The organism is Lacticaseibacillus chiayiensis (assembly GCF_004123795.1).
GTDB lineage: Bacteria > Bacillota > Bacilli > Lactobacillales > Lactobacillaceae > Lacticaseibacillus > Lacticaseibacillus chiayiensis.
The window spans coordinates 47,689-65,986 of sequence record NZ_MSSM01000018.1 but is presented as its reverse complement, the minus strand read 5'-3'; the positions used below and the strand labels follow the sequence as shown (position 1 = coordinate 65,986).

The 18,298-nt window shown below is 47.4% G+C and carries 19 protein-coding genes; 2 read left to right on the top strand and 17 right to left on the bottom strand.

Translation table 11 applies throughout. The features are described from left to right. The first annotated feature begins 489 nt into the window (after nucleotides 1–489). Entirely contained in the window at nucleotides 490–1,221 is a 732-nt protein-coding gene (locus tag BVJ53_RS07995) for an MIP/aquaporin family protein (RefSeq protein WP_010493778.1), read from the top strand. Nucleotides 1,222–1,299: 78 nt separating this feature from the next. Here the strand turns inward: BVJ53_RS07995 and BVJ53_RS07990 are convergent, their stop codons facing one another. Further along, on the bottom strand, nucleotides 1,300–1,818 hold the full coding sequence (locus BVJ53_RS07990) for a YfcE family phosphodiesterase (RefSeq protein ID WP_129301956.1): 519 nt from the start codon (nucleotides 1,816–1,818) through the stop codon (nucleotides 1,300–1,302). Further along, nucleotides 1,815–3,269, bottom strand: coding sequence for a glutamate racemase (gene racE, locus BVJ53_RS07985; RefSeq protein ID WP_129301960.1), 1,455 nt, complete (start codon nucleotides 3,267–3,269; stop codon nucleotides 1,815–1,817). The genes BVJ53_RS07990 and racE overlap by 4 nt, the downstream gene beginning before the upstream one ends. A 258-nt stretch (nucleotides 3,270–3,527) precedes the next feature. Here racE and BVJ53_RS07980 point away from each other — a divergent pair, with 258 nt between their 5' ends. Then, a complete protein-coding gene (locus BVJ53_RS07980) occupies nucleotides 3,528–4,019 on the top strand; it encodes a DUF2507 domain-containing protein (RefSeq protein ID WP_129301955.1) in 492 nt (163 codons plus the stop codon). A gap of 139 nt (nucleotides 4,020–4,158) precedes the next feature. Here BVJ53_RS07980 and dltD read toward each other — a convergent pair whose 3' ends face one another. The 15 genes from dltD to BVJ53_RS07910 form a co-directional block, all read right to left on the bottom strand. Continuing rightward, nucleotides 4,159–5,430: a D-alanyl-lipoteichoic acid biosynthesis protein DltD gene (gene dltD, locus BVJ53_RS07975; protein WP_129301954.1), complete on the bottom strand. Its 1,272-nt coding sequence runs from the start codon at nucleotides 5,428–5,430 to the stop codon at nucleotides 4,159–4,161. After that, entirely contained in the window at nucleotides 5,427–5,672 is a 246-nt protein-coding gene (gene dltC, locus BVJ53_RS07970; RefSeq protein WP_129301953.1) for a D-alanine--poly(phosphoribitol) ligase subunit 2, read from the bottom strand. Before dltC ends, dltD begins: the two co-directional genes overlap by 4 nt. Nucleotides 5,673–5,739: 67 nt before the next feature. Further along, a complete protein-coding gene (gene dltB, locus BVJ53_RS07965; protein ID WP_129301952.1) occupies nucleotides 5,740–6,957 on the bottom strand; it encodes a D-alanyl-lipoteichoic acid biosynthesis protein DltB in 1,218 nt (405 codons plus the stop codon). Continuing rightward, nucleotides 6,957–8,477 (bottom strand): D-alanine--poly(phosphoribitol) ligase subunit DltA, encoded by a 1,521-nt coding sequence (gene dltA / locus BVJ53_RS07960; protein WP_129301951.1) that lies wholly within the window; start codon nucleotides 8,475–8,477, stop codon nucleotides 6,957–6,959. Before dltA ends, dltB begins: the two co-directional genes overlap by 1 nt. A gap of 17 nt (nucleotides 8,478–8,494) precedes the next feature. Continuing rightward, a complete protein-coding gene (locus tag BVJ53_RS07955; RefSeq protein WP_005714493.1) occupies nucleotides 8,495–8,644 on the bottom strand; it encodes a teichoic acid D-Ala incorporation-associated protein DltX in 150 nt (49 codons plus the stop codon). 516 nt (nucleotides 8,645–9,160) lie between these two features. Next, entirely contained in the window at nucleotides 9,161–9,472 is a 312-nt protein-coding gene (gene trxA / locus BVJ53_RS07950; protein ID WP_010493758.1) for a thioredoxin, read from the bottom strand. A gap of 66 nt (nucleotides 9,473–9,538) precedes the next feature. Beyond that, entirely contained in the window at nucleotides 9,539–11,899 is a 2,361-nt protein-coding gene (locus BVJ53_RS07945) for an endonuclease MutS2 (RefSeq protein ID WP_129301950.1), read from the bottom strand. Nucleotides 11,900–11,964: 65 nt separating this feature from the next. Next, complete coding sequence (locus BVJ53_RS07940) at nucleotides 11,965–12,498, bottom strand: CvpA family protein (protein ID WP_129301949.1); 534 nt, start codon at nucleotides 12,496–12,498, stop codon at nucleotides 11,965–11,967. 12 nt (nucleotides 12,499–12,510) lie between these two features. After that, a complete protein-coding gene (locus BVJ53_RS07935; RefSeq protein ID WP_129301948.1) occupies nucleotides 12,511–12,756 on the bottom strand; it encodes a cell division protein ZapA in 246 nt (81 codons plus the stop codon). Between the two features lie 155 nt (nucleotides 12,757–12,911). Further along, nucleotides 12,912–13,232 (bottom strand): DUF1292 domain-containing protein, encoded by a 321-nt coding sequence (locus BVJ53_RS07930; protein WP_010493750.1) that lies wholly within the window; start codon nucleotides 13,230–13,232, stop codon nucleotides 12,912–12,914. A 50-nt stretch (nucleotides 13,233–13,282) separates the two neighbouring features. Continuing rightward, nucleotides 13,283–13,717 carry a Holliday junction resolvase RuvX gene (ruvX, locus tag BVJ53_RS07925; protein ID WP_025012321.1) on the bottom strand — a complete coding sequence of 145 codons (435 nt, stop codon included), beginning with the start codon at nucleotides 13,715–13,717 and terminating at the stop codon, nucleotides 13,283–13,285. After that, a complete protein-coding gene (locus tag BVJ53_RS07920) occupies nucleotides 13,717–13,977 on the bottom strand; it encodes an IreB family regulatory phosphoprotein (protein WP_003564007.1) in 261 nt (86 codons plus the stop codon). The genes ruvX and BVJ53_RS07920 overlap by 1 nt, the downstream gene beginning before the upstream one ends. A gap of 105 nt (nucleotides 13,978–14,082) precedes the next feature. Next, complete coding sequence (locus BVJ53_RS15470; RefSeq protein ID WP_263932614.1) at nucleotides 14,083–14,217, bottom strand: hypothetical protein; 135 nt, start codon at nucleotides 14,215–14,217, stop codon at nucleotides 14,083–14,085. Between the two features lie 158 nt (nucleotides 14,218–14,375). Beyond that, nucleotides 14,376–17,021 (bottom strand): alanine--tRNA ligase, encoded by a 2,646-nt coding sequence (gene alaS, locus BVJ53_RS07915; RefSeq protein WP_129301947.1) that lies wholly within the window; start codon nucleotides 17,019–17,021, stop codon nucleotides 14,376–14,378. A gap of 339 nt (nucleotides 17,022–17,360) precedes the next feature. Then, nucleotides 17,361–18,296, bottom strand: coding sequence for a hypothetical protein (locus BVJ53_RS07910; RefSeq protein WP_129301946.1), 936 nt, complete (start codon nucleotides 18,294–18,296; stop codon nucleotides 17,361–17,363). Between the last annotated feature and the right edge of the window lie 2 nt (nucleotides 18,297–18,298).

The following is an 18,298-nucleotide window of genomic DNA, read 5'->3' as shown; positions in this document are numbered from 1 at the left end:
GACCAAGGTCCTTACATGCAGACTCCTGTCGTCCAGACGAAGCGTTATGGTGAGCGTGAACTGGCGCGGTTAGAAGCCGGAGTGTAAGTGGCCTTGGGCGTGATGGCGGTCTGCGCCATTGCGACCAAGGTCCTTACATGCAGACTCCTGCGCCAGCGAACGCGTTATGGTGAGCGTGAACTGGCGCGGTTAGAAGCCGGAGTGTAAGTGGCCTTGGGCGTGATAGCCCGGACTTTGGCCATTGCGATCAAGGTCCTTACACACAGGCTTCTGCGCCAGTGAACGCGTTATGATGGAGCGTGAACTAGCGCGATTAGAAGCCGGAGTGTAAGTGGCCTTGGGCGTGATAGCCCGGACTTTGGCCATTGCGATCAAGGTTCTTACACGCAGGCTTCTGCGTCAGTGAACGCGTTATCACAAGTAACAAAACAAATCAAAGTAAGCACCATGCACATGCTGGCAATGAACGAATCATTTGGAGGGGTAAAAATGACATATGATCTGGGCGTGCGTTTGGCCGCCGAATTTATTGGCACGGCCATTATGGTTTTGTTAGGAAATGGCTCCGTTGCCAACGTTGATTTGAAGGGTACCAAAGGAAATGGCTCGGACTGGCTGCTGATTGCGGTTGGTTACGGCGCCGGAGTCATGATTCCTGCCATGATGTTTGGCGCTATTTCCGGCAATCACATCAATCCCGCGTTTACGTTAGGTTTAGCTGCATCTGGCATGTTCCCTTGGTCGGAAGTGTTACCGTATATTGTGGTCCAGATGGCCGGTGCTATGGTCGGACAGCTATTTGTCGTTGCGGCTTACAAACCACATTATGATCTCACAACCAACACCCAGCACATTCTCGGAACGTTTAGTACGATCAGCGCAACGAAAAGCAAACTAAACGGTTTCGTCAACGAATTTATCGGTTCGTATATCCTTTTCATCGGTGCCCTTGGTATCACCAAAGCCCCGTTCTTTCAAGACAATCTGGGAACGGCACACATGGGCTTAGGCTTCCTTGTGGCAACATTAGTGGCATCACTGGGTGGTCCAACCGGTCCGGCATTGAACCCGGCCCGTGATCTTGGTCCGCGAATTCTGCACGCTCTTTTGCCATTAAAACACAAAGGCAGTTCCGATTGGGGCTACGCCTGGGTACCTGTGATTGCACCAATCGTTGCAGCCATTCTCGCGGTGTTCACGTACAAGCAACTCTTCATGTAATAAGGGTTTGACTCTCATGAAAAATCGGCTCTAGCAATTGCCGCTAGAACCGATTTTTAAATATCTCAAACATGCATATCATGCTTGCAAAAAGTCGCGACTTAATGGCACAACAATGCTGCCATCCCGCTTCAAAAAGTCAACGTGTACTTTGTCATCTGTCCAGGAAACCGTGGCGTAAGTACCACCTAGATTGGCAAACTGACCACGAGGCTGACTAATCGAGCCCGGATTCAAAATCACCATACCCGCTCGCTCTTCCACGCCAAGTTGATGGGTATGCCCGAAAATAATCAGCTGGGCGTGGGCAGCTTCGCCAGCCGCCATGAGCTTATCCAGCCCGAAATTCACCCCAAACCGATGGCCATGCGTCATGAAAATCGTGATGCCCTTAATCGTAGTTGTGATACTCATAGGAAAATTAGGATCAAAATCCATGTTTCCTTCAACCGCATGATACGTTTGAAAAAGGGAATCATCAGCAGGTAATTCCGAATCGCCAGCATAGAAATAACCATCAAGATCCGGCTGTTGTTTCAAAATTGTTGCAAGAATCGCGCGATCGCCGTGTGTATCGCTTACTACCAGAATTTTCATATCTTTGCCTCCAACCATGCCTGCCAAACTTTTTCCAGTGACCGCATAGCATTACCCCGATGACTAATTTGATTTTTTTCTTCAGCAGTCAGTTCAGCCAACGTTTTGCCTAGTGACGGTACCAAGAAAAACGGATCGTAACCGAAGCCATCAGTTCCGCGCGGAATAGCCGTGATTTGTCCAGAAAGATCACCGTGAACCACCAGATCAGCTTCCGGATGATTTGGTTTGGCTAGTACCAAAGTCGTATGGAACGTGGCGGTTCGTGCTGCGTCAGGAACATCGGCTAAGTTCGCCAAAAGTTTGGCATTATTTGCTGCATCGTTATGTCCATTGCCGGCGTATCGCGCTGAACGAATCCCCGGTTGACCATCCAACGCATCGACCATCAAACCAGAATCATCCGCAATCACCGGCAACTGAAGATCTTTTGCGTATTGATCGGCTTTTTGGCGCGCATTTTCTTCAAAAGTTGTGCCAGTCTCTTCGACAGTTGGGACGCTGGGAAAATCAGCTAGGCTTTTAACCGTGATGCCAGCGGGTTCAAACATTGCCTTAAATTCTTTCACTTTGCCGGGATTCTTGCTGGCTACCACGATGGTTTTGCCATTAGGCGTGTCTGTCGCGTCAACAAAGTGTGTTGGCTCTGACTCAATGTTAACATGCTGGGCATGCATGGGGGTCTTCAGCTCAAGCCAGGCTTCACCTAACTCGTCAAACATGGAAGGTGCCCCTGTCGTATAATAAGCGTGCGTCGGCGATTCATGGCTATCGTTGGCCAAATCAAAATAGTCCAGCAGCATCGAGACATCATTAACGGTTTCGGCACCTGAGTCGATTAAGGTGACGCTGTTGCCCATCACATTTTGAATAATCGGCCGTAAAATCGGGTAATGCGTGCACCCGAGAACTAATGTATCAATGTCGGTGTGCAACAGCGGCTGCAGGGTGTCTGCCACCACCCGCTTGGCAATTGGCGAATGAGCCTCGTTACTTTCTACCAATGATACAAACTTGGGTGCGGCCAGACTCGTTAGACGAATGTCAGGCGCCTTCACGCGTAAGGCTTGCTCATATGCCCCACTTTTAACCGTACCTTCTGTTGCAATAATACCGATGTGACCGGTACGTGTCGCTTCTAAGGCCGCTCGACTCCCCGGTTTAATGACCCCGACCACCGGAATCGATAACTTGGCTTTAATTAAAGGTAATGCCGCTGACGTTGCTGTATTGCAAGCAATGACCAACATTTTAATATGCTTGGTGAGTAGGAAGTTGACCATCTGCCAGGTAAAATCCTGAACCTGCTTTGCCGGTCGCGGCCCATATGGCAAACGCGCCTGATCACCTAAATAAACCGTATTTTCGGCCGGTAACTGATGCAACGCTTCTTTCACAACGGTCAAGCCGCCGACACCTGAGTCAATAAATCCGATTGGTTGCTTGTTCATCATGATGGATCTCCTTTTGAAACTTCAATTTAAGGTACAGCCGTTGGTCAACATCAATTGCCGCGCTAGCCTGTTAAATTGCAAAATCTAGCGCACCTCCGACTGACGACACGTGACGGCCCCTGATACTTGTTTGTCGCGATAAAACTCTGAAACTTTATTGTGAGTTTAAATCTTAAAAAAAGCAAGCGCTCAGAAAAGCATGTTTTTAAACCCATTTTTCGGCTATACTAGACGAATAGAAACAGGAGGCACAACATGGCAAAATCTGATTATATCACCCTGCTGAACCTTCCCGGCTCGGTCTCATTCTTTGCAGTAACGGCAATGCGCGATTTGATGCTGCCGAACATGCTTGGTGAAGAACAGCACCATATCCTATATTGGTCCGGACGCGATTTGGCAACCAAATTACCGGTCGATGAAACCGCCTTGCCGCAACTCTTCAACCAGGTTGGTTTTGGTACCCTAACACCGCTCAAACAGAAGCGTCAAGAGCGCCAATATTTGTTAGCAGGAGACGTCGTGGCAACGCGTATTCGTACATACGATGATCCAGACTTTCAGCTTGAAGCCGGGTTTTTAGCCCAGTCATTGCAACAAGTTTTGGGCTTTGCTGTTGAAGGCGGCAGTGCGATTCAACGTCGCGACCAAAATGTTATTCTAACCGTTGTGATGGACAACCAAGATTCGCAGCCCACTGCCGATCATCTTATTGATCTGGCAACCGATGATCAACAACTTCCTTAAAAGCGGACCATCGACTTATCGTTAGGCACAAGCAACTTAAAATAAACGCTGTCACGCAAAAGCGGCCCTGAAGACGTCATTTGTCTTCGGGGTCGCTTTTCGTTAGGCACAAGTATTAATAACCGCTATTTTCAGAGTTTCAGTCTAGGCCATTGGCTGACCGTTGTTGCCAACGCTTCGTGTAAAACTGATCGTTAAGTTTGTAATGGACTCCGGTTGCCTTATCCGTTTTAAGGAACGGGCGGACAGTCTGATCCATTTTAAGCCAACCACGCCAGCCAATATGAATCGTATCTTCCATGAAGTACGGTTGTGCACCATCCTGGCTTAAATCCAAGACATGGTTAAAGCCTTGCGTTTTCAGCTGATATTTCAACTTTGTCACGGTATCTTGAATCATGTTCAGATTCAGGCCGGTATATGCTGCCCACTTAGCATTGATTGGCGGAATGACAAACAAGACTTCCATGTGCTTCTTCGCAAATGTATTCAGTACCAGTTGCAGATCAGAATACTCCGGCGATTTCACGTAACTCCAGTGCGCCTGTGACCCCGCCAACCTAGGTAAATTCTTTTTGACTCTTTTCGAATAAAAATCATTTTTGAGCCCGAAAGGATTATTCGTTGTTTCCTTCATGCCTATCCGTGTGGCCACGCCGTCTAAGTCATCAACGTCATACTTGGCAGGCAGTTGTTTTGCCGCTTTGTCCAACTTCGGCTGATTATTATTTAAAAACAGTTGCGAGAACAAAGCATCCTGATGATCGACCATTGGACGTTTGACCTGCTTCAAATACCAATACTGGCCATCTGACAGTTTCTGTCCGGCGGCGATATTCTTTAGTGCACCATTGGATATCCGATCCGAATTAGTTGATGGAAACTGTAACAATCGGCGTGCCGCATAGCGATCTGCTTCTGAATTCGGATTAGCATGCAGCAGGAAAGTCGTCAATTGAGTCGGTGAAAAGAAGAAGTCAAACTGCGCCTTCCGTACGCCGCCAGGAACAAACCACTGTGGTGACAGCACCATCACCGCCTTTTTTCCATCCACATGTGCCAAAGCATTGACTGACAAGAAATGCGTCAACGATTGAGTACCAGCCATGCCCATCAGAAACGGACGATAGCTGCGATGATACTTTTGCGCCAACACAGAAGGATGAAAAGCATCCATCCGCGACAATTCGGATGACCCAATGAACGGGACATAGTTCTCGGCCATGGCTTCATTTTTAATGTTTTCGCCTTTAAGCACGTTGGCCGACATTGAGCTGGCTGCCTGCCTGATCGTCGCTTGGCTGCTGCTGCCAAACTTAAATGGCACGAGCATCAAGGCAACGACCAGGATCGCAGCGATCAGCAGCGGGCCAAGTCCGCGCCAAAGGATCTTCCTGATCGGTTTTTTCATTGTGCTTGTTCGACCTTTGCAATGATTTTATTAGGGGTATCCCATTCCTTACGATCAAATTCCGAAACCGGTGCATCCACACCATATTGACTTTGCAGTTCCAACAGCAGCTGTACGGTTCCCATTGAATCCAACAACCCAGTTTCAAACAAGTTCATATCCAAATCCTTTTTCACATCGTCAGAACCGGTTAAATCAGCCAAAATATCCAAAACACCATTTTTAATTGATTCGTCTGCCATTATCAACTACCTCTTTCTTTTCAACTCCAGTCGATCGCTGAACGACCGACCACTTACCACAACATTTTTAGTGGAACCACAATGTATTCAGGAACCCAGAAAAGATCAAAAACGAAAAGCAGACTGCATTTGCTGTCATAAAAATAGCAAAGTAGTGCGTCGCCTTATTGTGCGGGAAAAAGTCTTTGTGCTTCTTCTTAAAGCGCAGCCAAGCATCGGTCAAATTGATGAGCATGGCGTGGAACAACCCGTAAACGATGTAATACCATGTTTCGCCATGCCAGATACCCATAATCAGGAATAACACGAGATAACCGACAAATGCTGTCGAGACCCGCGATTTCATCCACTTATGTTTCATCACGAAGAACACAAACCGCATGTAGATGTAATCACGGAACCAGAAACTCAGGCTCATGTGCCAACGATTCCAGAAGTCCTTAATGTTATAAGACATCCATGGCTTGTTGAAGTTCATTGGCGTCTCGATGCCCATCAAATAAGAAATGGCCACCGCGAACAAACTGTAACCGGCAAAGTCGAAGAACAAATAGCCGGAATAAGCATACATGACCCCAACGACCGGCCAACTAAGTCCTAAGAATGCTCCGCCGCGACTTGCCATTGCCATATGCTCGACGGAAGGCAGCCACAAGGTTCCAAAAATGTAACCAAGGATGAACTTATAAAGGAACCCCAGCATCAGATAGTGCATCGCTTTTGTGACTAACTCGGCATAATGTTCAGGATCAGGGATACGATCATAGTCTTTGACGAAGCGCCGGTAACAGTCAATCGGTCCGCTTGAGATCGTTGGGAAGAACAATAGAAATTGGATAAATTTCCACATATTCAGGTCTTTGATCGAGCCATCCCGGATTTCCATGATTGTTCCGACGACACGGAAGGTTAGATAACTAATTCCCAGAAAGCCCAGAATCGAGTTATGATGTTGGAACAATGGCGTAAATTTAACAATCACCAACTGAGCAATGCCTAACGCAACACTAAGATAAAACACGGCCGTCGAGTTTTTCGACCCTTTTCGCGTGCGATATTTATAATAGGCATACACCAGCAATAGATTGAAGACGACATAGCCCAACAATGCCTTACCCTGTGGCCACTTATCAGCGTCAAAAATCAGAACCAGAAACACCAGTGAAAAGATACTTTCATACCAATGCATCCTGAAGCCCTTAAACATCCCGATGATGACCGGCAGCAAGGCGATGATCAAATAGAGAAAATACTGTGGGTTCTCATATGGTTGTAAATTCAGCATTAGTGATTTACCTCTGCAATCAGTGCTTTGCGATCAACCTTGCCATTCGCTGTCAATGGCAATTGATCCCGATAGATAATGCGTTGCGGAATCATATATTCCATCACCATCTTGCCCAACTCGGTTTTAACAGCCTGGGTCAACTTCATATCACTATCGAAATCGTTAGGCTTGGCCACCGCAAAAGCGATTAATTGTGCTACTTTATGATCCTTATCGTAGCGTGGCACCGTTGACGCTTGCTTGATGTAAGAAACCTGATTCAGGTTATGGTCAACATCTTCCAGCTCAATGCGGTACCCGTGCAACTTGACTTGAAAATCAGTACGACCACGATAAAAGATCATGCCATCAGTCGTCATCGTTGCCAAGTCACCGGAACGATAGCCCCGATGGTTGCCCACTTTAAAGAAGGCTTTCGCGGTTTTATCCGGATTATTCAGATAACCCTTGGAAACACTTGGCCCAACAATCATTAACTCGCCTTCTGTATCAGGTGACACTTGATTCCCTTGCTCATCAACGATGAAAATGTCAGTATCAGGCTTGGCATATCCAATTGGCAACCGCGGGTATTGATCAACAATTTCCTGCGTAATCGCCATACCAGTTACGGCAACCGTTGCTTCTGTCGGGCCATAAGTGTTATAGACTGTTGCTTTCGGAAAGCGCGTAATCAGCTCTTGTGCGGTTTTATTGACAAGTTCCTCACCGCAGAAGAGAAAATGAGTCAGGTTCGGATAATTTTCTTGTTTAAAGTTCGGATCCAGCAATGCGATTTCGACAAATGACGGGGTTGAAACCCATTCACTCAGGCCGAGTTTTGGCAACGTCGCAAATAAATCTTTAAAGTTGTCAGTCACTTCTTTTGGCAAAGCCTTTAACGTGCCGCCCAATACCAATGTTGGATACAGATCCATGACGCTTAAGTCAAACGAGTATGGCGGTTGGGACATCGAAACGACGCCTTCCTGAAGGCCAAAGTCGGAGATGTTCCAATTAACATAGCTCAACAGATTCTCATGGCTGATCTGAACGCCTTTTGGTTTGCCGGTTGTGCCGCTCGTGAATATGATGTAGTAGTTATCATCTCCGGCGACAGCATGTTGCAAGGAATGAATCGGCTCATGCGTCTGTTCCGCATCATGGAGTTCCGGTGCCTTAATAATCTGGACGTCTGGAACCGTAATCGGCAGCGGTGCGACTTCAATGACAGCCGGTGCATGGGCAACATCCTGGACCTGAGTGATCCGTTCATTCGGACTGTGCGTATCGATCGGAATGTAAGCATGCCCTGATTTTGAAAGTCCAAGGAAAACCTCGACCATATCAAAGGTTTGTCCGCCATACACAATGATCGGCTGACCATCTGGCAATGTTTCCGCAAAGAAACCGGCTAGGCGATCACTGCCGTCTTTTAACTGCGCGTACGTGTACTGTTTACCTTCATAATCATAAGCCACGCGCGTCGGATGCTCTGCGGCCACCCGATCAATCGCTGTGATGACATTATCGATCATCTCGGTTTTCCCCCTTTTTAGAACTCATTATAGATGAATTTACTGTTATTGATGCCACTGTATCCGTATAGATAAACCAGAACCAGCAGAATCACGAAATACGTGACGGTCCAAAAGATGAACCGAAATGTGGGATTTTCCCACACCGCTTTTAATTTTGCGAACATCTTGTCACCCCACGTTCTTAATTACAGGTCTATTATAGTTTTACAGAAAACGCCTCGCCAACGAAAAGCGTAACAATCACCTAACAGTTTCGTAATGTGAACCCGACAACTATCTGTCGGACTTCATCTCGGAAAATCATTTAACGTCGCAAAGATTCCACCATATCAACGTTGCTTACGTTTCTAAGTGTTCAATACAAGTCATTCCACAGGCTAAACCACCACGACGAAATAATTCTAATATAGCGATTACATCTGAAAAACCCCACTGATTTTCCTCGATTTAGATTAAGATTCGTTTTTTATCATGGCTTTTATATCCGCACTGAACGGAATTTGCTTTAACCCTCAAATTTTGGGTCTTGCCAATCTGGTTATAAAAAGAAAAGACGCGTAACGTTCGCACGGACTTGTTTGCGTGCTAAACAGTTACGCGTCTTATTTGACACTTTAAAAAAAGCCGCAGCCTTATTCAGACTGCAGCCTCTGATCAGAAAGTTGATCCTCTTGCTTCGATTAAGCGGTGTACTTGTTCAGCGTTGCGTCGAGCTGATCTTTGGTTTGATAGCCAACCAGCTTCTCGACAACCTTGCCATCTTTTTTGATGACAAGCGTTGGGATCGCCATAATGCCAAATGACTTTGGTGTCTCTGGGTTAGCATCGACATCCATCTTGACGAACTTAACGTCATCGCGACTCTCGGCTAACTTTTCGATGACTGGGCTCTGCATACGACAAGGGCCGCACCATGTCGCCCAAAAATCGGTTAGGGTGACGCCAGTGTCGGTCTCCGTCTTGTAGTTTGAATCTGTGACTGCTTGAACCATGAACGGATTCCTCCTCTTACTTTTTGTAACTAAATCATAGCACATTCACTGGTAAAATACTACTAGCTACTTGAAATTAACAATTGTTGCTCCGGATCCGCCAGCATTCTGCGGGGCAAATCCAAAGTTCTTCACTTGCCGATTACGCTTCAGATATTGGGTCACCCCATTGCGAATCGCGCCGGTGCCCAAACCGTGAATGATCGTAACGGATGGATAACCCGCCAACAAAGCCGCATCAATATATTGATCTAAATCAGCCATTGCCTGCTCATAGCGTTCGCCGCGCAAATCCAGCGTGGTGGACGGACCGCTCATGCCACCGCCGCTAACCTTAACTACTGGCCGCTGCGTGGAGGCTTGTTTGGACGGTTTGACTTTTTCCAGTTCTGAAGTTGGTACCTTCATTTTCAAAATGCCCATCTGAACCTGCCAATGATCCTTGTCGAACTGTTCTAATAAGGTGCCGGTCTGATCATAACTGGCAACCTTCACCTCATCACCAACATGCAATGCCTGCTTTTCCCGTTCACGTCGAAGCACCCGATTTTTTTGCAGCGGTTCGTCTTGGTGCAGACGCTTGAGGGCGGTTCTGGCCGCAATTAATTGATTTTCTTTGACGGATCCCGGATTGGTCAGCTGCATTTGCCGCAGCTGCTTAATAATTTTATCCGCTTTTGCCTGTGCCTTGTCAACCATTGCATTGGCTTTTTCCTTAGCCTGTTGCAACTGGGCATCCCGTTCAGTGGTAAATGCCTTATACGCGTCGGCCAATTCATCATGAAGCGATTGGGCATCCGCCAGTTGCCGTTGCGCGGCTACTCGCGCATTCTCTGCCGCCTTACGTTGTCTTTCCAAATCGCTAATCATGTTGTTCAGTTCGTGACTGTCGGAGCTAATCATCGACTTAGCCCGATCGACAATCGGCTGCGGTAAGCCTAATCGCATCGAAATATCAAAGGCGTTTGAGCGGCCGGGAACGCCAACCAGTAGGCGATAGGTTGGCTGTAGCGTTTTGCTGTCGAACTCCATCGATGCGTTGATGGTTTTGGGCGTATTGTAGCCGTACAATTTCAGTTCCGGATAATGGGTCGTGGCCACCACATACGCACCAATCTCCCCAACAGCATCCAAAATCGCAATCGCCAATGCCGCACCTTCTTGCGGATCCGTGCCCGCTCCCAATTCATCAAACAGCACCAGACTGTTGTGGGAGAGCTGTTTAAGAATGTGCACGATATTATCCATGTGGGCAGAAAAAGTAGATAGATTCTGCTCAATCGACTGTTCATCGCCAATGTCAGCAAAAACTTCATCAAAAATACCAATGCGGCTTTCATCGTCGGCTGGAATAAACAAACCCGATTGCCCCATGAGCTGCAATAAGCCTAACGTTTTTAAGGTGATCGTTTTCCCACCAGTGTTAGGTCCCGTAATGACCATTGCTTGGTAATCTGCGCCTAATGGAATGTCATTGCCGACAACCTGATGCCGATCGATTAACGGATGGCGCGCTTGCCGCAACAAGACATCATTATCGGATGAAACCAGCGGCTCGGTTGCTTTCTGGTTTTTAGCCAACTTTGCCTTGGCGTTAATAAAATCAAAATGGCCGAGAACCGCCGCATTGGCTTTGATCTGTCCTGTATATGGTGCCAACTCATTTGACAGCTCGGCCAACACTCGGTTCACTTCAGCCGTTTCTGCCATCTGCGCCTCACGGAGACGGTTATTCAGCGCAACAATGGCTTGTGGTTCAACAAAAAGGGTTTGCCCCGTAGCACTTTGATCGTGAACGACCCCGCCGAATTTACCGCGATAGGCCGCTTTAACCGGAATCACATAACGATCATCACGAATGGTGACAATGGGATCGCTTAAATATTTCGACTGGGCACCGCGCGTATATTCCGCCATTTTACTGCGAATATCGCTTTCAATCCGCTTGATTTGCTCACGAATGCCATGCAGCTCAGGGCTGGCCTCATCGGTCAAAGTACCTTCAGGATCAACGGCGGTCTTCAGACGGCGGGATAATTGCGGCAACGCCGTCAGCTCTTCTTGTAACGTATAGAGTTGACGAAAATCAATCTGATCCTGCAAGTCGGTCAAGAATTTATCGATGGCACTCACTGTTTGCAGTACCCGACTGATGCTGGCCAATTCCTGACCATTTAAAACGGCTCCGATATCGACTCGTTTTAATGCCGGATCAATATTTTCCAGCTGGGGAACTGGGATGCCACCCTTGAGCCGCAACGCCGAAGCCCCGTCAGCTGTTTCATCAAGTGCCCGTTGTACGGCCACCGGATCCGTTAACGGCACCATATTCTGGACCAGCTGCCGCCCTTTTGCCGTTACGACTTGACTCAATAATGCTTGCTGAATCTTGTCGTATTCAAGTGTTTTTAAAATCTTGTTATTCATGTTCTGCTCCTATAACCACGAAGCGCCCAAAGACATCAATTATCCATCCCTGAGCGTCACTGTGTTCACAACCAGAGCGCATTAATAAATTGCGTCAACCCTGGTGAATATTTAATCATAGCTTTGGCAACAATTGAATGATCGAGGCCCTGTTGAATGCCAGCAATCGGAATCAGCGCCAACAGCGCTAAAATGAGAAACAAAAAAATATATCCGATCACCAAATTAGCAATGCCGCCAATTAGAGCACTTTTGCGGTGACTCATTGCTTTATAAGTCAAATCATGGAACCACAACGAGATAGTCCTGGTTATTAACCAACCGATCGTCAGCACCAGCAAAAAAGCAAACCCACGATAAAAAGCGGTGTCTAGCGTCAAACCAATTTTGTCGGAATAAAACGCAAATTGACCAGCATTGGTCGCTGACGGATAAGGAATTAACAACGTGAAGTGTTCCCCTAATGGCTGTGCCAAGGCAGTTGCTGCCAGAAAACTCAGGGCATAACCACCCACGTGCAACCACTGCAACGCCGCCCCGCGACGCGCCCCACTGTAATAAAAATATGCCAACACTAAAATAATCGCAATCGAAATCAAGTCGTTCCCCCACTACGCTTTCTGATCCGGCTCGTTTTGTTGGGCCGCCAACAATTTAACCTGATCCGAAACAGCATTGAAGGCAACTAAAATCGCCTGCTCTTCAGCGGTCAGATCCGGTGCCAGCGTTTTAACCTGATCCAGCCGTTCATTTAACAGCTTTGTCACGGTCAAAAAGTGCTGCTCGGATCCCGGCCCGATAATCGTATACGTTTTATCACCAATAACGGCTTTAAAACGCCGCTTCTCTTCAGTCATGACGCGAATGCCTCCACTCTTTTAAAGAGTATTCTACCATAATTGCCAAATCGCGAGTGGGTGTTGCTAAAGCCGTTTGCCATAACGCGTGTCGGATCACGCTCACATAAAAGCAGACCACCAAAAATCTGGTGGCCTGCTGGGTTATGACTTAATTAATCCTGCAGATTTGAATCGTCATCAGCCAAGAAAGTATTTAATACCTCTTCGACCATATCCCATTCCTCATCGTCTTCGATAGGAAAAAGATCTCCCGAGCTGGCATCCCCATTTGCATCCGGCGTAAACGAGAAAGCTTGAATTTCAACTTCCTGATTATCGCTTTCGCTGGCCGGGTATAAAAGCACGTAGCTTTTGCCGTAATCTTCGGAATCAAACGTGAATAAAACCTGATAGAGTTCTTCATTGCCCTTTTCATCGATCAGCGTAATCTGCTGATTGTCATCACCGGGCGTTACATGTTCGTTATTCGCCATCTTGCGTCTCCTTAAAATACAGGCGGAACCTGTGTGGCCACCTGCCATGATTATTGCTTCGTCAAGGGACCTTTCGCATCCAGATAATTTTGTAGGATCATCTGGGCAGCCACTTTATCAATGACCTGCTTTTGCCGCTTGCGGCTGGCGTCTGCTTCTTCAATCAGCATCCGTGAAGCCTCAACAGTTGTGAGCCGTTCATCAATAAAGTCAACCGGCAAACCAAACGTCTCTTTAAGTAAATCACCATAAGCCTGTGACTTTTCTGCGCGTGGTCCAATTGAATTGTTCATATTTTTGGGTAAACCCAAAACAAAGGCGGTCACTTCATATTGCTTGACCAACTCTTTGAGACGTGTAATCCCAAACTGTTGTTTATCTTCATTGATCCGAATAATCTCCAGACCTTGTGCCGTCCAGCCTAAAGGATCACTGATCGCTACCCCGACAGTCCGAGAACCGACGTCCAACCCCATTAAGCGCATTAAGCTTGCTCCTTGCCAAGATAGTTTCGAACAAGCTCCTCAATGATCTCATCGCGCTCATGTTTCCGAATCAGGTTGCGCGCATCATTATACCGAGGAATATAGGCCGGATCGCCGGAAATCAAATACCCCACTATCTGGTTGATCGGGTTATAGCCTTTTTCCTCAAGCGCCTTATACACAGTTTCCAACGTCTCGTGAACATTTTTCGGATTGTTATCTCGAAAATCAAAATGAACGGTTTGATCTAATGTGCTCATTCTTACACCTCTATTCTATCCGCTTCAAAGACCATTTTACTTGAAAGCCAGCCAAATGTACAATTCCTGAGCAAAAGTAAGTAACAGTCAATGGAGGGTCAGCCATTACCAGTCATCATCGTCTTTATCATCCCCGTCAACTAAGCGAATCATCTGTTTACTCTTGTCAGGGGAACGGGAAAATGAATCGGTGACTCGACTTGCTCTTGGAATCGTTTTCTTCATTTTACCATGAATCATCGCGTCCACACCGCCAAAAAGCAAATACGCCAGAATTCGACCAACAAAATGACTGTTAGTGAATTCTGACGCACGGCAAAACTATTTAAATGGTCTTCAAAAGAATTAATTTAGGCGCTCAATCTGGCCATGGTCGCGTGAAAAACAGCTTCAGGGCACTAAGCCTGTTGGCCAATCACCTGCTTAGCTTCATTTAAAGCCGCCACAATACCGGCCGGATTCTTGCCACCTGCCTGGGCCATGTCCGGACGACCGCCACCGCCACCGCCAACTTTTGGCGCGATGGCTTTGATCAGGTCGCCTGCTTTGATGCCGGCTTTATTCGCGGTTGCATTGGCCGCTACCAATAAGTTTGCCTTACCATTGGCTTCCGTCCCCAATACAAGCACATCCGATGCGTTCTTGGTTTTCCATTCATCGGCCAATTGTCGCAACTCGTTCATCCCGGCAACTTGAACCTGTTTGGTAATGATCTTGAAGTCGCCAACCGTTTCGGCATGGTCAAAAATACCAGCTGCAGCTTGAGCAGCAAGTTTTGCCTGCAACCCGTCCACTGTTTTCTGCTCGGTTTTAAGATCCACCTGCAGTTGCGCCACCTTGCTTGGCACATTTTTCACCTGATCAATCTTCAGATGATCGGCAGTTTCTTTTAGCCAATCCTGTTGTTGCGTCAGATATTCATAAGCTTCTTTAGAAGTTACAGCTTCGACTCGGCGAATACCGGCACCGATACCGGATTCACTGGTGATCTTAAATAATCCTAACGCATTAGTATTAGTTGGGTGCGTGCCGCCGTCAAATTCCTTGTTGTAATCGCCAATCGACACAATTCGCACGACATCGCCGTATTTGTCCCCAAACATAGCGATTGCGCCAAGCTTCTTGGCCTCTTCGATCGGCATCTCTTTCCAGGTAATCGGCAAAGCATCCCAGATTTTCTGGTTAACAATTGTTTCGACTTCGCGGAGTTGCTTCGGCGTTACCTGCCCAAAGTTTGTAAAGTCAAACCGCAAGTAATCCGGTTCGACTAACGAGCCTGCCTGGTGAGTATGCTCGCCCAAAACATCGCGCAGTGCTTGATCAAGCAAATGGGTCGCCGTATGGTTAAGCGAAACTTTTTTCCGTCGCAGCCGATCAACACTCAGCCAGTAAGCTTGGCCTTTTTCCAACTTACCGTTAACGGTCACCGTATGCAGATTCTGGCCATTGGGTGCATGCTGCACATCAGTTACTTCTGCCAATACCGTGCCGTCTTGCGCCTTAATTTGCCCGTGATCGGCGACCTGGCCGCCCATTTCCGCATAAAACGGGGTCTCGTCAAAAATCAACTGCGCCGTGCCGTCACTGACATCATCCTGCAGCTGATCGTCGACAATAATGTCCTGCAGGGTCGCATGCTTATGATCCAATTCGGTCCAGCCGGTAAATTTACTTGGGGTTGTAATGTTCATTAAGACAGTATCCTGACTGCCCATCGACTGGCGATCGCCGCGTGCTTTACGGGCACGATCACGTTGCGCGGCCATGTTCTTTTTGAAGCCGGCCATATCGACTTGCAAGCCTTCATCCTGTGCATACTCGTTTGTCATTTCAACCGGGAAGCCATACGTGTCGAACAACTTAAAGGCATCAGCGCCGGAAATCTCTTTCTTGCCGGTTTTCTTTAATTCGGCAATGATCTGGTTCAACAGATTGACGCCAGCATCCAACGTCTGACGGAATCGCGTTTCCTCGGATTTAATCACCTTTTGGATAAATGGTTGGTTGGCCAGAATCTGTGGGTAATAGCTCTTCATGATTTCGCCGACAACCGGTACCAATTGATACAGGAAATCGTGATCGATGCCTAATTTTTTGCCATTCAGAACCGCCCGCCGGATCAGTCGCCGCAACACGTAACCGCGACCTTCGTTGCTTGGCAGGGCGCCATCGCCAATCGCAAATGTCACCGTCCGCGCGTGGTCCGCGATGATTTTGAATGAAACATCATCCTGCGCATTGGCACCGTACTTCTTACCGGCGCTCATCTTTTCGGTTGCCTTGATAATCGGCATAAACAGGTCAGTTTCAAAAATCGTTGGCGTCCCTTGAATCACGGCAACCAAACGTTCCAGCCCCATGCCGGTATCAATATTTTTATGTGGTTGCTCGACAAAGCGCCCGTCTGGTAAATGATTCAGTTCTGAAAAGACAATGTTCCAGATTTCAACATATCGCGAATTTTCACCACCGGGATAGTTCTCCGGATCATCTTCAGCGACATTGTTGAATGATTGCCCGCGGTCGTAAAAAATTTCGGAATCGGGACCGGATGGGCCTTCACCAATATCCCAGAAATTATCTTCTGCTTCAACGATATGATCGTCAGGAACCCCGACCTTGCGCCATAATTCCTTGGTTACTTTATCTTTCGGATAAACCGTAACATACAGACGCTTAGGATCGAATCCAAACCATTTAGGGCTCGTCATTAATTCCCACGCCCACGGAATCACTTCTTTTTTGAAATAATCACCAACTGAAAAATTACCTAGCATTTCGAAAAAGGTTAAGTGCCGCGCGGTTTTCCCGACATTCTCAATATCATTGGTGCGAATCGATTTTTGGGCATTGGTGATCCGTGGATTGTCCGGTATAACTGAGCCATCAAAATACTTCTTCAACGTTGCAACACCGGAATTAATCCATAACAAAGTCGGATCGTCGACCGGGATCAACGAGGCACTTGGTTCAACGGCATGGCCTTTACTCTTAAAAAAATCCAAAAACATTTGGCGAATTTCGCCACTTGACATTTTTTTCACGATAACTTTTCCTCCTCTTCGCTGACGAACGCGTTAACACAAAAAGCACCATTGCTGCCAAGGGCGCTTACACGCGGTACCACCTTGGTTGCAATGATGCGACTCATTACCACTTCATTAATATTCGTTCAACTGATATCAGGGAGCACATCTTAGCCTGGCGCAACCGCTCTCAGCCAATGCGGTTATTTCTGTCTCACACAGGGATCGACGCATGTCCTAACGATTGTTTATTATAGCTTTCTTGAAAAATGGGGTCAACTCACTTCGGTAAGAGGAGCTTGAACTTGCTGCGTTTTCGACTAGTAAAACCATCTGCATAGCATGATGATTGGGCGTTTAGTTCACCGTAATCGGTGCAACGCGACGATATACGGCCAATGCCATATCTGCCTCTCCTGAAACCTGATAAAACGGCGACAGTGCCAGCGCTTCTTTAGCAGTCGGCTGGGCCGGTAATGCCGTACTTTTTTGCAAGTCTTCGACAATCAGCTCACTACCGGTTCGTTTAACCGGTATGGTCAAGCCAAATCGGTTAGGCAAGTATCGCGGCATTTCCAGTGGCAACGTATTGCCGAATGGAAACAGGCTTAGGTTACCGCCACTTTGCAGATACTCATATTGATCCTGGGTAGGCAGGCGAAAGCCAAAATAGCTCAGTGACTTGCTCAAATCAGCCTTACGCCACGATTTGACGATGCTGACCTGATAATGATGCGCACTGGCCAATCGCAACTTGACGCTGCCGCTCGTCAGGGTAGCCGGCCATCCAGTTTGCGAAAACGGGTCAAGACTGCCGTGGCGATCCAGCAACGTCAATACCTGTGCCCGAATTGCCGCGTACGCCATATGATTGCCCTTGAAAATTCGGGTTGTCAAACTAACCCGGCCCAAGATTTCTTCATTGGCTGGTGTTGCTCTTGTTGCGACCAACATAGCAGGCATGTCGGTTTTTCTAATCGGTGAAAGCAGCTGTTGGATGTCAGCCAAAGTCAAACCACTTTGCGTCAAATAAGGGGCCAACTCTTCTTGATGATTCGTGACGAATCCCAGGCTGACATTTGCCATACCCGGAACCAGCCGCACCCATTCACCACCGATCATCGCTTCAAAAGTGTGAAGCGTCTGGCCATAAAACGTAGCCGTCACTGGGCGAATCGCATCGACTGTCAGCAAGGGGCTCAAGAAATAGCGGATCAGCTGTTGAAAAATAAAGCGTTGTCGTTTTTCATTCAGAGTATTCCATGTCGGCAGCGTCAACTCGTTTACGGCCATAT

Bases quoted from the DNA above. Each gene is read 5' to 3' on its own strand.
- BVJ53_RS07995 (WP_010493778.1), top strand. From the start codon at position 490: ATGACATATGATCTGGGCGTGCGTTTGGCCGCCGAATTTATTGGCACG.
- BVJ53_RS07990 (WP_129301956.1), bottom strand. From the start codon at position 1,818: ATGAAAATTCTGGTAGTAAGCGATACACACGGCGATCGCGCGATTCTT.
- racE (WP_129301960.1), bottom strand. From the start codon at position 3,269: ATGAACAAGCAACCAATCGGATTTATTGACTCAGGTGTCGGCGGCTTG.
- BVJ53_RS07980 (WP_129301955.1), top strand. From the start codon at position 3,528: ATGGCAAAATCTGATTATATCACCCTGCTGAACCTTCCCGGCTCGGTC.
- dltD (WP_129301954.1), bottom strand. From the start codon at position 5,430: ATGAAAAAACCGATCAGGAAGATCCTTTGGCGCGGACTTGGCCCGCTG.
- dltC (WP_129301953.1), bottom strand. From the start codon at position 5,672: ATGGCAGACGAATCAATTAAAAATGGTGTTTTGGATATTTTGGCTGAT.
- dltB (WP_129301952.1), bottom strand. From the start codon at position 6,957: ATGCTGAATTTACAACCATATGAGAACCCACAGTATTTTCTCTATTTG.
- dltA (WP_129301951.1), bottom strand. From the start codon at position 8,477: ATGATCGATAATGTCATCACAGCGATTGATCGGGTGGCCGCAGAGCAT.
- BVJ53_RS07955 (WP_005714493.1), bottom strand. From the start codon at position 8,644: ATGTTCGCAAAATTAAAAGCGGTGTGGGAAAATCCCACATTTCGGTTC.
- trxA (WP_010493758.1), bottom strand. From the start codon at position 9,472: ATGGTTCAAGCAGTCACAGATTCAAACTACAAGACGGAGACCGACACT.
- BVJ53_RS07945 (WP_129301950.1), bottom strand. From the start codon at position 11,899: ATGAATAACAAGATTTTAAAAACACTTGAATACGACAAGATTCAGCAA.
- BVJ53_RS07935 (WP_129301948.1), bottom strand. From the start codon at position 12,756: ATGACTGAAGAGAAGCGGCGTTTTAAAGCCGTTATTGGTGATAAAACG.
- BVJ53_RS07930 (WP_010493750.1), bottom strand. From the start codon at position 13,232: ATGGCGAATAACGAACATGTAACGCCCGGTGATGACAATCAGCAGATT.
- ruvX (WP_025012321.1), bottom strand. From the start codon at position 13,717: ATGCGCTTAATGGGGTTGGACGTCGGTTCTCGGACTGTCGGGGTAGCG.
- BVJ53_RS07920 (WP_003564007.1), bottom strand. From the start codon at position 13,977: ATGAGCACATTAGATCAAACCGTTCATTTTGATTTTCGAGATAACAAT.
- BVJ53_RS15470 (WP_263932614.1), bottom strand. From the start codon at position 14,217: ATGATTCATGGTAAAATGAAGAAAACGATTCCAAGAGCAAGTCGAGTC.
- BVJ53_RS07910 (WP_129301946.1), bottom strand. From the start codon at position 18,296: ATGGCCGTAAACGAGTTGACGCTGCCGACATGGAATACTCTGAATGAA.